This is a genomic window from Paramagnetospirillum magneticum AMB-1 (genome assembly GCF_000009985.1).
Classification (GTDB): Bacteria; Pseudomonadota; Alphaproteobacteria; order Rhodospirillales; family Magnetospirillaceae; genus Phaeospirillum; species Phaeospirillum magneticum.
Genome location: NC_007626.1, coordinates 3,389,547 through 3,404,420, shown reverse-complemented (window position 1 = coordinate 3,404,420; position 14,874 = coordinate 3,389,547). Strand labels below are relative to the sequence as shown.

Sequence of the window (14,874 nt, the reverse complement as noted above, 5' to 3'; positions counted from 1 at the left end):
CAGTAACTTATTGAAAATGAAGCTTTCTTCCCCGTGGGGACGCCAAGCGAAAACCACTCCAAAAAATGCAATAAAATCAACGTCGTAGCGGATTGCTGCTCGGCGCTTCCACCCACGTTTTCCACCCACGCTGACGCTTGCCAAAAATGGCAGACCGGCGGCGGTGCGAAGAGTATATTTGTTCATCGCTCAGCCGCGCCTGTTCGGACGCATACGTCCCGAAGGTGATGCGCTCATGCTCATGGCCCAGGATGTCGGCGGCAATGGCTTCCTCCACCCTGGCGTTCTTGAACTGGTGGGCGACGGTGTGACGGATGGAGTGGAAGACGTGGGCCTCCCCGAAGCCCAGGTCGGTCTTGAGCCTGCCGAATCGCTTGCCGATGGCGTTGGATCGGTCGCCGTACTTGTTCAGGGACAGGCCCGCCAAGACGTATTCGTCCTTGGCCTTCTGGCTGACCTCAAGTAGGCGGGCCATGGTCGGGGCCAACTTGGAATGGATCGGCACCTTACGCCACCCGGCGGGGGTCTTGGCGTCCTCTACCGAGAAGAACCCATCCCCGACCCGGTCCACCCGAAGGGCGCATAGCTCCTCCAGGCGGGCACCCGTCCACATCCCCAGGCGGATCAGGTCGGCAAGTTGGGTATCCCCGCGCTCCTCGGCGGCGTTCACCAGCTTGACCACGTCGGCAGGCTCGAAGTGTCGCCGCTCCTTGAGGACCGCATCCCGCTTGCTGGGCTTGGGGAGGTTCAGCCTCTCGAAGGGGAGGTCGTTTTCGGACACCACCTCCAGGGCGGTCAGATAGACCCAATACCCCCGCAACTCCGACAGGGACCGGCGGATGGTGGCGACGGCCTTGCCCGCTTCCACCTGCCTGTTCACCCACCGTTGCACGTCCTTGCGCTTCACGTCGGCGACCAGGGGGAACTCCTCCGCGAACTTGCGGATGGAGGACTTCTTCATGTCCTTGGACTTGGCCTCGTTGTTGAGGGTGGCGAGCCATTCGTCCAGATGTTCGTCCAGCTTGACGGCCCGGCCAGTCGCCACGTCGAAGAACCGTTGCGCCTCTTCGGCGGCGGCAAGGTCATCGAAGCGCGGATCGCGGTCGTCCTTTACACCGGCCCGAATGGCGGGGGCGTGGAACTTCCGCTCGGCCTCATCGGCAATCAGGTCGTGGATCAGTTCCTTCTCGGCTTCGCTGCCAGCGTCCAGCAAGCGCCGCCGCCAGAACTGGGCGTCCTGCTCGATGTGATCCACCGACCCCTTGCGGGCCTTCTCCATTTCGTTCTGCCATTGGACCCACAGGATCGCGGCCCGCTTCTCTGCTACCTTGCGATCCTCGGTGTCCAAGCCTTCTTGGAGGCGCGATGCTCCGAAGTACGCTTTCAAGTCTTCGGGCAGGTCGTGCCGCGCCCACCACTTCCGCCGACGCTTGACGAGATACATGGGGAACCTCTTCCACCCACATTTTCCACCCACGTTTATCGCAAGGAATGGCTGAAATCAAGCGATCTGCGGCGCTGATGTCGCTGTTCATCACCTCCACGTGGGGACGCCACGCGAATTTCTTCCTCAAAAATCAATGAGTTAGCTGCGAATGTAAGCGGCGTTGTGAGCGCATTTGTGAGCGCCCTCGTTGGTGCCTTAAGTCTGCGTTTTGTCGTCGAGGATCGGGGCTATCCGCAGAAGAAGCGGCTTGTCGCTGTACGTGTGATAGATTGCGCCGTAGACCTGATGTGATCTTGTCAGCGCCTCAAGCTCGGAATCTTGCCGGGCTAGCGTCATAAACTGCTCGCCAGCCTTCAGGACGTAGGGAATGGCGCATCCAATCTCACCCGTGATCTTTACGAAGAATGAGTGACTCGTCTTGCGGCGAAATTTCGCCCACCAAGATGGGTACGCAAGCAGCCCAACGTTCGTTAGCGTGACGTTTGCTGAGCCGCGATTATTAACAGTGAAAACGATATACGATGAGGGGTCGTGGTGTCCTACGCCACCAGCCACCCTCATACCTCCTCGTGCGTGACCGTGCAGTCGTGGCCCTGTACGCCACCATTTGATGATGTCCCAGACCAGTACGACCGTTGAAACCAATGCGGCATAGATGGCGACGAGGTTAATCTCGTCGGCGATGTGAAGAGTGATGTTCATATCGCGTATCCGTCAATTGCTCTCGAACGTCGGTTCGCGGCGGCGCGGCGCATAGGCGGAAAGGTTCTCGCCAGGGCCGCCAGCGCGCGCGATGGCGCGGATGTTCTCTTGAATGTCGAAGATCGCGGCCACGACGCCAAAGACCGTTCCGGCGATGCCTGAGCCGAACAAGAAGCCGACTATGGAGCCGATGATTCGAGGCGCGGTGATCATGTTTCAGGCGTAGCGATCAAGTATTGCACCGAGATACCACCCGACGACAACGCCAGTAATAATCATCGCCAGTGCGCCGAAGATGACGAAGGCGCGTCCCCAGGAAACTAGCCACTCAATCATGCCCACCCCCGATTATACAGCCGGGAGGTTGCGCTATATGCCGCCTCCACTGGTTGCATCTTCGGCTATCGTGGCGGCATTGTCACTCATCCCCTAGCCGCTCAACCGCCCCGACCCGCGAGCCGCCCATCCATTCGACCGGGGCCATCTGGCGGGGCCAAGCCGCCTTGACCTGTTCCCCTCGAATGTAGCCAGTTTGAGGTAGAGTCCGTCCCATCAAGGAGACGGAACGATGAGGCGTAGCCGGTTCAGCGAGGAGCAGATCATCGGCATCCTGAAGGAGCAGGAGGCCGGTCAGGCGACAGCGGATGTGTGCCGCAGGCACGGCATATCGAGCGCAACCTTCTACAAATGGAAGGCCAAGTACGGCGGGCTGGAGGTGTCGGAGGCCAAGCGGCTAAAGGCGCTTGAGGACGAAAACGCTCGGCTGAAGAAACTGCTGGCCGAAGCCATGCTCGACAACGCCGTGCTGAAGGAAATTTCCTCAAAAAAATGGTGACGCCCGCCGCCAGGCGGATCGTCGTCGCCCATGTCCGAGAATTGTTCGGACTGAGCGAGCGTCGGGCGTGTTTGATTGTGGGGATTTCCCGGCGAGTGATGCGGTATCGGTCGTGTCGTCCCGACGACGCGCCGATCCGGGCGCGATTGCGCGAACTGGCGGCAGAGCGTCGCCGGTTCGGCTTCCGACGTCTGGGCATCCTGCTATCCAGGGAAGGCGTGGTGATGAACCGTAAGAAGCTGCTGCGGCTGTACCGCGAGGAGAAGCTGGCGGTGCGCCCAAGGCGTGGCCGCAAGCGAGCCCTGGGTTGCCGGGCCCCAATGGCGATCCCGCAGGGGCCGAACCAACACTGGTCGCTGGATTTTCTGTCCGACGCCTTCACCGACGGCCGCAGGTTCCGCATCTTTGCCGTGGTGGATGATTTTACCCGTGAGTACTTGGCGCTGGTCGCCGACACTTCGCTGTCCGGTGTCCGTGTCGCCCGGGAGTTGGATGGTCTGATCGCCGGGCGCGGCAAGCCGCGGATGATCGTCAGCGACAACGGCACCGAGTTCACCAGCAAGGCCATGCTGCGCTGGAGCCAGGATCACCGGGTGGAATGGCATTACATCGCACCGGGCAAGCCCATGCAGAACGGCTTCGTCGAGAGCTTCAACGGCAAGCTACGCGATGAATGCCTCAACGAGACGCTGTTTGGCTCGATCAATCATGCTCGGGCCGTCCTGGCGGACTGGAAGGAAGATTACAACCATGTGCGGCCCTACACCGCCTTGGGCGGCATCGCCCCAGCGCAGGCCGCCGCACGAGCGCGAGCGCAATGTGGGCCGGGGCATGCCCCGGCCCACATTGCCATCACCGCCCATTTCGGGCATCACGGGGAGACGGGGCTCTACCTCTGACTGGGATCAATCAGGGGAACAGGTCATGGCCGTTGTCGGATGGCTGACGAGCATCTGGGAATGCTGGGACCGTGGCTGGCACGCCCCGCATCCTGTTCGTTGACGACGATGCTCGATCGCTTGAGGCATTGCGCCGCTTCCCACGCCCTCGGGGGTCCGCAAACGCCCAATCGTCACGTCGCTCTGCGTCCAATTGCCGGTGAACTGCCCGTTTTTCCCCGAACCATGGGGGGCACTTGTACGCGAAGGGGGGAGGGGTGGTGCCGGCTGCAGGATTCGAACCCGCGACCTGAAGTTTACAAAACTACTGCTCTACCAACTGAGCTAAGCCGGCTCTACGCAACAAGACTGCCTGCACGGCAATTCATCATGTAACATCAATGCGCCATGTGTCGAGTTCGTCCGAACCCGAGGCTGGCGCCCTGTTTGCCAATCCACACAGGCGCGGGGTGGGAAATTAGAGGTGAATTTCGCCGGCCGCAAGGGGGGATCGGATCAATCCGACCCCATGCGGACCGGTTCGCAGACGATGAAGTTGCTCCTGTTCCCCTTTTACGCCCGCCGGCAAGCGGCAACGGCATCGCGCCGCCCAAGTGCCGAATGGCCGTCCGGGGCCAGGTGACAAGGGCGAGGGCGCTCGGCTCGATCGTGATTACCCGCCACGCCTCATCTCATAGAGCGCCACGGCGGCGGCATTGGAGACGTTGAGGCTCTCCATCTCGCCGCACATGGGCAGGCGGACCAGATGGTCGCAATGCTCGCGGGTCAGGCGGCGCATGCCTTCGCCCTCGGCGCCCAGCACCAGCACCACCTTGCCCGACAGGTTCGCCTCGGCCAGGGTCTTGGGGGCGTCGGCGGCCAGGCCGGCGGTCCAGAAGCCGGCCTTCTTCAGGTCTTCCAGGGTGCGGACCACATTGGTGACCCGCACCAGCGGCATGCGCTCCAGGGCGCCCGAGGCCGACTTGGCCAGGGTGCCGGTCTCGTCGGGGGTGTGACGGTCGGGGGCCACCACCGCCAGGGCGCCGAAGGCCGCCGCCGAACGCAGGATGGCGCCGACATTGTGGGGGTCGGTGACCTGATCGAGCACCAGCACCAGGGCGGAGGGGGCCCCGTCGGCCATGCGGATGACGTCTTCGATGGTGGTGGCGGGCAGGGGCTCGACCAGCAGGGCCACGCCCTGATGCACCGAGCCGGGCGCCAGCAGGCGGTCGATCTCGGACCGCTCCATGGTCTCCACCGGCACCTTGGTGGCGGGCAGGGACTTGGCGGCCTCGACGGTGGCCACCAGCCGCCGCGCCCGGCGGTCGGGATTGGCCAGGGCGGCGCAAACCGCGTGGATGCCGTAGAGCCAGATGGACGAGCCGCCACCACCTCCGCCGCCGCTGCCGCGGGGGTGCTGCGGGGGCTTTCCCTTGCCGTGGCCGTGGGGACGGTTGCGCTCTTCTGTCTTTTTCATGGGGCTCTCCTGTTACCCCGGCATTTAACCCTCTCTTTTCGGATTGACAAGCTCTGTGAAATTCCCATAAGTACAGCCCTCCCGTCGCCCCGGCCGAAAAGCCGGATGACGGAGTGGAGGGGTGGCCGAGCGGTTAATGGCAGCAGACTGTAAATCTGCCCTCTTATGAGTACGGAGGTTCGAATCCTCCCCCCTCCACCAATTATCCTCCCCAAGAGGGCCGGGTGCCCCGGTTCGGGCCGGATGACGGGGAACGGTTTCTTCAGGTCGAGCACCAGGCGGTGCGGCCCAGCGGGACGATCTGGCGGGTGTAGCTCAATGGTAGAGCAACAGCCTTCCAAGCTGATGACGGGGGTTCGATTCCCCTCACCCGCTCCACTCCCCGCCGCCGCATCGACCGAGACCATGGTTGACACATGCGGCAGTGTGCCGCGATCGGATGGGTTGAAAAATGGCCAAGGCTAAATTCGAGCGCAACAAGCCTCACTGCAACATCGGGACCATCGGTCACGTTGACCATGGCAAGACCTCGCTGACCGCGGCGATCACCAAGATCCTGGCCGAGACCGGCGGCGCCACCTTCACCGCCTACGACCAGATCGACAAGGCGCCGGAAGAGAAGGCCCGTGGCATCACCATCTCGACCGCCCACGTCGAGTACGAGACCAGCAACCGCCACTACGCCCACGTGGACTGCCCCGGTCACGCCGACTATGTGAAGAACATGATCACCGGCGCGGCGCAGATGGACGGCGCCATCCTGGTGGTTTCGGCCGCCGACGGCCCCATGCCCCAGACCCGCGAGCACATCCTGCTGGCCCGTCAGGTCGGCGTGCCGGCCCTGGTGGTGTTCATGAACAAGTGCGACATGGTCGACGATCCCGAGCTGCTGGATCTGGTCGAGCTGGAAGTGCGCGAGCTGCTGAGCTCGTATGACTTCCCCGGCGACGACATTCCGATCGTGCGCGGTTCGGCCCTGTGTGCCCTGGAAGACAAGCAGCCGGAGATCGGCCGCGACGCCATCCTGAAGCTGATGGCCGAAGTGGACGCCTACATCCCGCAGCCGGAGCGTCCGAAGGACAAGCCGTTCCTGATGCCGATCGAAGACGTGTTCTCCATCTCGGGCCGTGGCACCGTGGTGACCGGCCGCGTCGAGCGTGGCGTGGTCAAGGTGGGCGAGGAAGTCGAGATCGTCGGCATCAAGAACACCGTCAAGACCACCTGCACCGGCGTGGAAATGTTCCGCAAGCTGCTCGATCAGGGTGAGGCCGGCGACAACATCGGCGCCCTGCTGCGCGGCACCAAGCGCGAGGACGTGGAGCGCGGCCAGGTTCTGGCGGCTCCGGGCTCCATCACGCCCCACACCGACTTCGAGGCCGAAGCCTACATCCTGAACAAGGAAGAAGGCGGCCGTCACACCCCGTTCTTCACCAACTACCGTCCGCAGTTCTACTTCCGCACCACCGACGTGACCGGTGTGGTTGCTCTGCCGGAAGGCACCGAGATGGTGATGCCGGGCGACAACGTGAAGATGATCGTGACCCTGATCGCCCCCATCGCCATGGACCAGGGCCTGCGCTTCGCCATCCGCGAAGGCGGCCGGACCGTCGGCGCCGGCGTGGTGGCCAAGATCATCAAGTAACTCTCTCGATCCGGCCTTGGCCGCACCGTTTCGGCGGTGTTGCCAAGGTCGTCGAGTGTCTGTATAAGGCGTGGCTCCGGTCACGTCTGGTCTGATCCTGGTCCCTGATGTGGGGCCGGTGAAGGCTGCAGGAGTGTAGCTCAACTGGTAGAGCACCGGTCTCCAAAACCGGGGGTTGGGGGTTCGAGCCCCTCCACTCCTGCCAACTTTCGACTGTAGAGATATGGCAAAAACGTCTCCGGCCCTTTTCTTCAAGCAGGTCCGCCAGGAAGTCGCCAAGGTGACTTGGCCGACAAGGCGCGAAACGACCGTCTCCACCGGCATGGTGGTGGTGATGGTGGTGATCGCCGCTGTCTTCTTCCTGGTCGTCGACCAGATTTTCGCCGCGAGCGTAAAGCTCCTGTTCGGTCTGGGAGGCTGAGGACGAGATGACTACCGCCCGCTGGTACGTGATTCACGTCTATTCCGGCTTCGAGAAGAAGGTCGCCCAGTCCATCCGCGAACAGGCGGAACAGAAGGGCATGGCCGAGGCTTTCGAGCAGATTCTCGTGCCGACCGAGGAAGTCGTCGAGGTTCGCCGCGGCGCCAAGGTGAACGCCGAGCGCAAATTCTTCCCGGGCTATGTCCTGGTGAAGATGAACCTCACCGACGACACCTGGCATCTGGTCAAGAACACTCCCAAGGTCACCGGCTTCCTGGGCGGCAAGGGCCGTCCCGTGCCGATCACCGAGCGCGAAGCCGAGCGCATCATCAAGCAGGTGCAGGAAGGCGTCGAGCGCCCCAAGCCCTCCATCATCTTCGAGGTGGGAGAGCAGGTTCGGGTCTCGGACGGTCCCTTCACCTCGTTCAACGGCCTGGTCGAGGAAGTCGACGAGGAGAAGGCCCGCCTCAAGGTGGCGGTCTCGATCTTCGGTCGCTCCACCCCGGTCGAACTGGAATACTCTCAGGTCGAAAAGATCTGAGGGATGTGACCGGAAGCCGCCCCGCCGAAATGGCGCGGGCGGCACCGGTGCTTTTTGTTTTCCGTGTCCCGGATGTCCGGGGCCGGTTTGGAGGGCGGGAGGCGCGCCAACGCCGCACCGCCAACTCTGGTGACAGAGAGAGGATTGTGACATGGCAAAGAAGATCGTGGGCTACGTTAAGCTCCAAGTTCCGGCCGGCAAGGCGAATCCCTCGCCGCCGATCGGTCCCGCGCTGGGTCAGCGCGGCCTGAACATCATGGAATTCTGCAAGGCGTTCAACGCCCAGACCCAGGCTCTCGAGCCCGGCATGCCGATTCCGGTGGTGATCACCGCCTATTCCGACCGTACCTTTACCTTCGTGACCAAGACCCCGCCGGTCAGCTACTTCCTGAAGAAGGCCGCCGCGGTGTCCAAGGGCTCGACCACGCCCGGCAAGGGCGCCACCGTCGGCGAGGTGACCATGGCTCAGATCCGCGAGATCGCGGAGAAGAAGATGGTCGATCTCAACGCCAACGACGTCGAGGCCGCGTCCACGATGATCGTCGGTTCCGCCCGTTCCATGGGCCTCAAGGTGGTGGAGTAAGCACATGGCTCGCGAAGGAAAGCGCCTGAAGTCGGCCTATGCCGATATCGACCGCGACAAGTTCTACAGCCTCGCCGATGCGGTGAAGGCCATCAAGACCCGCGCCGTCGCCAAGTTCGATGAGACCATCGAGATCGCCCTGAACCTGGGTGTCGACCCCCGTCACGCCGACCAGATGGTCCGTGGCGTGGTCGAACTGCCCCACGGCACCGGAAAGACCGTCCGCGTCGCCGTGTTCGCCAAGGGCGACAAGGCCGAGGAGGCCCGCAAGGCCGGCGCCGACATCGTCGGCGAGCAGGACCTGTTCGACGCCTGCAACGCCGGCAACATGGATTTCGACCGCGTCATCGCCACCCCCGACCTGATGGGTCTGGTGGGGCGTCTCGGCAAGGTGCTGGGTCCGCGCGGCCTGATGCCGAACCCGAAGCTGGGTACCGTGACCGCCAACGTGACGGAAGCCGTCCGTGCCGCCAAGGCCGGTCAGGTCCAGTTCCGCGTCGAGAAGGCCGGTATCGTTCACGCCGGCATCGGCAAGGCCTCGTTCTCGGAAGAGAAGCTGGCCGAGAACGTCAAGGCGTTCGTCGATGCCATCACCAAGGCGAAGCCCCAGGGCGCCAAGGGCACCTATCTCAAGAAGGTGTCGCTGAGCTCGACCATGGGCCCGGGCGTTAAGCTCGACGTCGCCACCCTGGCCTAAAGGCTGGGGGGCAAGAGTTTCCCGTCCCCCGCGAGGGGGAGGGGAGAAGGCGGAAGTCTCCTTATCAAGGGGGCTTCCATCCTGTCCGAGACCGTAGGTGCCCCCTTACAGGGGCTTGAAGGGATTTCCCGCCTGCGCAGACAGAGGTCAAGAAGACGTTTGCCGTTCCCCCCAAAGGGGCCCGGCACGGCTTGAAGCTTCTGGGACAGGCCACCGGCTTTGCCGGGCGGCAATGCCGTCCGACAGGGCCATGGGCAATGGACCGGAACCAGCCGCCATGATGGCGGGGACGTTTCGGCTCTATGTTTGGAGACGAAAGTGGACCGGACACAGAAGACAGAGTGGGTCGGCTCGCTGCAGGGAACGCTCGGAGACGTCGGGCTGGTGGTCGTCACCCATTATTCGGGTTTGACGGTTGCCGAAATGACGGATCTGCGCGGGAAGATGCGGGCGGCCGGTGCCAGCTTCAAAGTGACCAAGAATCGTCTCACCAAGCTCGCCCTTGCGGGTACCGAGTTTGAAAGCATCGCCGATCTTTTCGTCGGTCCGACCGCCATCGCCGTTTCGCGCGATCCGGTTGCCGCCGCCAAGGTCGTTGCCGATTACGCCAAGGCTAACGACAAGCTCAAGATCCTCGGTGGATCGCTGGGCTCGCTGCGCCTGGACGTCAACGGCGTCAAGGCGCTGGCCACCCTGCCGTCCCTGGACGAGCTGCGTGGCAAGCTTCTCGGCATGCTCTCGACCCCGGCTACCCGTATCGCCGGCGTTCTTCAGGCGCCCGCGGGCCAGTTGGCTCGCGTCCTGAAGGCCAAGGCGGACAAGGACGCCGCGTGAGATTTTTGACCCAATCCCAAGCTTCAAGCTTTTACTAGGAGTGTTTTAAATGGCTGATCTTGCCAAGTTGGTTGACGACCTGTCCGCCCTGACCGTTCTCGAGGCCGCCGAGCTCTCGAAGCTGCTGGAAGAGAAGTGGGGCGTTTCCGCCGCCGCTCCGGTTGCCGTGGCCGCCGTGGCCGCCGGCGCCGCTGCTCCGGCTGCCGAAGAGCAGACCGAGTTCGACGTGATCCTCACCGATGCCGGTGAGAAGAAGATCAACGTCATCAAGGAAGTCCGCGCCATCACCGGCCTGGGCCTGAAGGAAGCCAAGGATCTGGTCGAGGCCGCTCCGAAGTCCGTCAAGGACGGCGTCAGCAAGGACGAAGCCGAGAAGATCAAGAAGGTTCTGGAAGAGGCCGGCGCCAAGGTGCAGGTCAAGTAAGAACGCCTTCTGGTGTTTATCCAGGGGCCGGGATGCGGTTTTTTCGCATCCCGGCCTTCTGGCGCTTTACCGATCATCCTTACGGGTGGTCAAAACCCACCCGTAAGGGGTGGGGCCCCGCAGGGGGCATCCCGGGCGGTCCCCGGGCAGGACGAGATTTGTTGGGCTAAACCCCACGAAGAGGACGAGGAGCGGCAATGGCTAAATCCTATACGGGTCGCAAGCGTGTGCGCAAAAGCTTCGGGCGGATTCCGACCGTTGCGCCGATGCCGAACCTGATCGAGGTGCAAAAAAGCTCCTACGATCATTTCCTCCAGATGGACACGGCTCCCGAGCAGCGCGGCAATGTCGGCCTGCAGGAAGTCTTCAAGTCCGTGTTCCCCATCAAGGACTTCTCCGAGCGCGGAACCCTGGAGTTCGTGCGCTACGAGCTGGAGCAGCCCAAGTACGACGTCGAGGAGTGCCAGCAGCGCGGCATGACCTTCGCGGCGCCCTTGAAGGTGACTCTGCGCCTGGTGGTGTGGGACATCGACGAGGATACCGGCTCGCGCTCCATCCGCGACATCAAGGAGCAGGACGTCTACATGGGCGACATGCCCCTGATGACGTCGAACGGCACTTTCGTGATCAACGGCACCGAACGCGTCATCGTCTCCCAGATGCACCGCAGCCCGGGCGTGTTCTTCGATCACGACAAGGGCAAGACCCATTCGTCGGGCAAGTATCTGTTCGCCGCCCGCGTCATTCCCTATCGCGGTTCCTGGCTGGACTTCGAGTTCGACGCCAAGGACCTGGTCTATGTGCGCATCGACCGTCGCCGCAAGCTGCCGGTGACCACGCTGCTGTATGCGCTGGACGGCATGAACACCGCAGCGCTGCGCGCCCAGCGCGCCGCCGAGGGCCGTGGCCTGGAGCAGAGCGAAATCAAGGGCATGACCTCGGAAGAGATCCTGTCCTACTTCTACGGCAAGGTGGTCTACACCCGCGGCCCCAAGGGCTGGAAGACCCCGTTCGATGCCGAGCGCCTGAAGGGCGTCAAGCTGGTCTCCGACCTGATCGATGCCAAGAGCGGCGAGAAGGTGGCCGATGCCGGCAGCAAGATGACGCCGCGCCTGGGCAAGAAGCTGCGCGAAGCCGGCCTGACCGACATCGTTGTCTTCCCCGAGGACATGATCGGCCAGTATGTGGCCGAGGACATCATCAACGAGCAGACCGGCGAGATCTTCACCGAGGCCGGTGACGAGCTGACAGCCAATCTGGTGGCCGAGCTGGAGAAGGCGGGCATCAGCGAACTGCCGGTGCTGGCCATCGACCACATCAATGTCGGCCCGTACATGCGCAACACGCTGGCCATCGACAAGAACTCTTCGCGCGAAGAGGCCTTGATCGACATCTATCGTGTGATGCGTCCGGGCGAGCCGCCGACTCTCGAAACCGCCGAGGCCCTGTTCACCGGCCTGTTCTTCGACTCCGAGCGCTACGACCTGTCGGCCGTGGGCCGCGTCAAGATGAACTCGCGCCTCAACACCCCCGAGGTGGCCGATACCGTGCGCGTGCTGCGCAAGGAAGACATCCTGGGCGTCATCAAGGTGCTGGTCGAGCTGAAGGACGGCAAGGGCGAGATCGACGACATCGATCACCTGGGCAACCGCCGCGTCCGCTCGGTGGGCGAGCTGATGGAGAATCAGTATCGCGTCGGCCTGCTTCGCATGGAGCGCGCCATCCGCGAGCGCATGTCGTCGGTGGACATCGATTCGGTCATGCCCCATGACCTGATCAATGCCAAGCCGGCCGCCGCCGCCGTGCGCGAGTTCTTCGGCAGCTCGCAGCTGTCGCAGTTCATGGACCAGACCAACCCGCTGTCGGAAATCACCCACAAGCGTCGTCTCTCGGCCCTCGGGCCGGGCGGTCTGACCCGCGAGCGCGCCGGCTTCGAGGTGCGCGACGTGCACCCGACCCATTACGGCCGCATCTGCCCGATCGAGACGCCGGAAGGCCCGAACATCGGTCTGATCAACTCGCTGGCCACCTATGCCCGCGTCAACCAGTACGGCTTCATCGAGGCGCCGTACCGCAAGGTGTTCGACGGCCGGGTCACCAGCGACGTGGTCTATCTTTCGGCCATGGAAGAGGGGCGCTACACCGTCGCCCAGGCCAATTCCATCCTGGACGCCGATGGCCGCTTCACCGAGGATCTGGTGTCGTGCCGCCGGGCCGGCGACTTCGTCATGGTTCCGCCCAACGAGATCAACATGATCGACGTGTCGCCGAAGCAGTTGGTTTCGGTGGCCGCCGCGCTGATCCCGTTCCTGGAGAACGACGACGCCAACCGCGCCCTGATGGGGTCGAACATGCAGCGTCAGGCGGTTCCGCTGATCCGCGCCGAGGCCCCCCTGGTGGGCACCGGCATGGAGCAGGCGGTGGCCCGTGACTCCGGCGCCGCCATCACCGCCAAGCGTACCGGCGTGGTCGATCAGGTGGACGCCACCCGCGTGGTGATTCGCGCCACCGAGGAGACCCAGGCGTCGGCTTCGGGCGTGGACATCTACAACCTGCTGAAGTTCCAGCGTTCCAATCAGAACACCTGCATCACCCAGCGTCCGCTGGTGAAGGTGGGCGATCTGATCCAGAAGGGCGACATCATCGCCGATGGCCCCTCGACCCAGCTGGGCGAACTGGCCCTGGGCCGCAACGTGCTGGTCGCGTTCATGCCCTGGAACGGCTACAACTTCGAGGATTCGATCCTCATCTCCGAGCGCATCGTCCGTGACGACGTCTTCACCTCGATCCACATCGAGGAATTCGAAGTCATGGCCCGCGACACCAAGCTGGGCCAGGAAGAAATCACCCGCGACATCCCCAATGTGGGTGAAGAGGCTCTGAAGAACCTGGACGAGGCCGGCATCGTCTATATCGGTGCCGAGGTGAAGCCGGGCGACATTCTGGTGGGCAAGGTGACGCCGAAGGGCGAATCGCCGATGACCCCGGAAGAGAAGCTGCTGCGCGCTATCTTCGGCGAAAAGGCCTCGGACGTTCGCGATACCTCGCTGCGTCTGCCTCCGGGCGTGTCGGGCACCATCGTCGAGGTGCGGGTCTTCTCGCGCCGCGGCGTGGAGAAGGACGAACGCGCCCTGGCCATCGAGCGGGCGGAAATCGAGCGTCTGGCCAAGGACCGCGATGACGAGCGTCACATCCTGGAGCGGTCGTTCTTCGCCCGTCTCAAGGCGCTGATCATCGGCAAGAAGGTCGTCTCGGGTCCCAAGGGCATCAAGGCCGGCACCGTTCTCGCCGATGCCAACATGGACGAGCTGCATCCCAGCACCTGGCGCAACATCGCCATCGACGACGATGCGGTGATGGCTGATGCCGAGGCGCTGAAGCGCGCTTTCGACCAGCAGGTCGACAAGCTGCAGGAGCGTTTTGAGAACAAGGTCGAGAAGCTGCAGCGCGGCGACGAGCTGCCGCCCGGCGTGATGAAGATGGTCAAGGTGTTCGTGGCGGTGAAGCGCAAGCTGCAGCCGGGCGACAAGATGGCCGGCCGTCACGGCAACAAGGGCGTCATCTCGCGCATCGTTCCGCTGGAAGACATGCCCTATCTGGAAGATGGCCAGCAGGTGGACATCGTGCTGAACCCCCTGGGCGTGCCGTCGCGCATGAACGTGGGGCAGATTCTCGAGACCCATCTGGGCTGGGCCTGCGCCGGCCTGGGCCAGCAGATCGGCGGTATGCTCGACAAGTACAAGCGCAACGCCGCGACCATCATTGATCTGAAATCCAAGTTGAAGGACGTCTACGGCGACGCCATCTATGAGGACGAGATCGCCGGTTTGGCCGATAACGAGATCACCGAACTGGCTCACAACCTGACTCCGGGCGTGCCGATCGCCACCCCGGTGTTCGACGGCGCCCGCGAAAGCGACATCGTCGCCATGCTGACCAAGGCGGGCCGGTCCTCCTCCGGCCAGGTGACCCTGGTTGACGGCCGCACCGGCGAGCCGTTCGACCGTAAGGTTACGGTGGGCTACATCTACATGCTGAAGCTGCACCACCTGGTGGACGACAAGATCCACGCCCGCTCCATCGGCCCGTACTCGCTGGTCACCCAGCAGCCCCTGGGCGGTAAGGCGCAGTTCGGCGGACAGCGGTTCGGTGAAATGGAAGTGTGGGCTCTGGAAGCTTACGGTGCCGCCTACACCTTGCAGGAAATGCTGACGGTCAAGTCGGACGACGTTTCCGGCCGCACCAAGGTCTACGAGGCCATCGTGCGCGGCGACGACACCTTCGAGGCCGGTATCCCCGAGTCGTTCAACGTGCTGGTCAAGGAGCTTCGCTCTCTCGGCCTGAACGTCGAACTGACCCAGCGGAACTACTAAGCATTTTACGGACCCGGCGC

At 63.4% G+C, this 14,874-nt stretch carries 13 protein-coding genes and 4 tRNA genes; 12 read left to right on the top strand and 5 right to left on the bottom strand.

Features of this window, described 5'->3' with window-relative positions; translation table 11 throughout:
* Window positions 1-76: 76 nt before the first annotated feature.
* The 3 genes from AMB_RS23510 to AMB_RS15890 all read right to left on the bottom strand — a co-directional run bounded on the left by AMB_RS23510 (window position 77) and on the right by AMB_RS15890 (window position 2,362).
* Complete coding sequence (locus AMB_RS23510) at window positions 77-1,444, bottom strand: tyrosine-type recombinase/integrase (protein ID WP_011385520.1); 1,368 nt, start codon at window positions 1,442-1,444, stop codon at window positions 77-79.
* A gap of 198 nt (window positions 1,445-1,642) precedes the next feature.
* Window positions 1,643-2,149, bottom strand: coding sequence for a hypothetical protein (locus AMB_RS15895; protein WP_043744790.1), 507 nt, complete (start codon window positions 2,147-2,149; stop codon window positions 1,643-1,645).
* Between the two features lie 12 nt (window positions 2,150-2,161).
* Window positions 2,162-2,362 carry a hypothetical protein gene (locus tag AMB_RS15890; protein ID WP_043744788.1) on the bottom strand — a complete coding sequence of 67 codons (201 nt, stop codon included), beginning with the start codon at window positions 2,360-2,362 and terminating at the stop codon, window positions 2,162-2,164.
* A gap of 355 nt (window positions 2,363-2,717) precedes the next feature.
* Here AMB_RS15890 and AMB_RS15880 point away from each other — a divergent pair.
* A protein-coding gene (locus AMB_RS15880; protein WP_148207433.1) for an IS3 family transposase occupies window positions 2,718-3,883 on the top strand; the annotation gives its coding sequence in 2 pieces (ribosomal slippage) (window positions 2,718-2,970 and window positions 2,970-3,883; 1,167 coding nt in all).
* A 258-nt stretch (window positions 3,884-4,141) separates the two neighbouring features.
* Here AMB_RS15880 and AMB_RS15875 read toward each other — a convergent pair.
* Both AMB_RS15875 and rlmB read right to left on the bottom strand, forming a co-directional pair.
* Window positions 4,142-4,217, bottom strand: a tRNA-Thr gene (locus AMB_RS15875).
* Between the two features lie 318 nt (window positions 4,218-4,535).
* On the bottom strand, window positions 4,536-5,339 hold the full coding sequence (rlmB, locus tag AMB_RS15870; RefSeq protein ID WP_011385514.1) for a 23S rRNA (guanosine(2251)-2'-O)-methyltransferase RlmB: 804 nt from the start codon (window positions 5,337-5,339) through the stop codon (window positions 4,536-4,538).
* A 115-nt stretch (window positions 5,340-5,454) separates the two neighbouring features.
* Here rlmB and AMB_RS15865 point away from each other — a divergent pair.
* From AMB_RS15865 to rpoB, 11 genes are all read left to right on the top strand, one after another.
* A tRNA-Tyr gene (locus tag AMB_RS15865) sits at window positions 5,455-5,540 on the top strand.
* A 103-nt stretch (window positions 5,541-5,643) separates the two neighbouring features.
* Window positions 5,644-5,717: transfer RNA gene (locus AMB_RS15860), tRNA-Gly, on the top strand.
* A gap of 73 nt (window positions 5,718-5,790) precedes the next feature.
* Window positions 5,791-6,981, top strand: a complete 1,191-nt coding sequence (gene tuf / locus AMB_RS15855; protein ID WP_011385499.1) for an elongation factor Tu — start codon at window positions 5,791-5,793, stop codon at window positions 6,979-6,981.
* 129 nt (window positions 6,982-7,110) lie between these two features.
* Window positions 7,111-7,186, top strand: a tRNA-Trp gene (locus AMB_RS15850).
* An 18-nt stretch (window positions 7,187-7,204) separates the two neighbouring features.
* Window positions 7,205-7,402, top strand: coding sequence for a preprotein translocase subunit SecE (gene secE, locus AMB_RS15845; RefSeq protein WP_011385513.1), 198 nt, complete (start codon window positions 7,205-7,207; stop codon window positions 7,400-7,402).
* A gap of 7 nt (window positions 7,403-7,409) precedes the next feature.
* On the top strand, window positions 7,410-7,943 hold the full coding sequence (gene nusG / locus AMB_RS15840; RefSeq protein ID WP_011385512.1) for a transcription termination/antitermination protein NusG: 534 nt from the start codon (window positions 7,410-7,412) through the stop codon (window positions 7,941-7,943).
* Window positions 7,944-8,094: 151 nt separating this feature from the next.
* Window positions 8,095-8,526, top strand: coding sequence for a 50S ribosomal protein L11 (gene rplK, locus AMB_RS15835; protein ID WP_043744777.1), 432 nt, complete (start codon window positions 8,095-8,097; stop codon window positions 8,524-8,526).
* A gap of 4 nt (window positions 8,527-8,530) precedes the next feature.
* Window positions 8,531-9,223 (top strand): 50S ribosomal protein L1, encoded by a 693-nt coding sequence (gene rplA, locus AMB_RS15830; protein ID WP_011385509.1) that lies wholly within the window; start codon window positions 8,531-8,533, stop codon window positions 9,221-9,223.
* Window positions 9,224-9,541: 318 nt separating this feature from the next.
* A complete protein-coding gene (rplJ, locus tag AMB_RS15825) occupies window positions 9,542-10,057 on the top strand; it encodes a 50S ribosomal protein L10 (RefSeq protein ID WP_011385508.1) in 516 nt (171 codons plus the stop codon).
* 49 nt (window positions 10,058-10,106) lie between these two features.
* Window positions 10,107-10,481 carry a 50S ribosomal protein L7/L12 gene (gene rplL / locus AMB_RS15820; protein WP_011385507.1) on the top strand — a complete coding sequence of 125 codons (375 nt, stop codon included), beginning with the start codon at window positions 10,107-10,109 and terminating at the stop codon, window positions 10,479-10,481.
* A gap of 197 nt (window positions 10,482-10,678) precedes the next feature.
* Window positions 10,679-14,854, top strand: a complete 4,176-nt coding sequence (gene rpoB, locus AMB_RS15815) for a DNA-directed RNA polymerase subunit beta (RefSeq protein ID WP_011385506.1) — start codon at window positions 10,679-10,681, stop codon at window positions 14,852-14,854.
* Window positions 14,855-14,874: the final 20 nt, after the last annotated feature.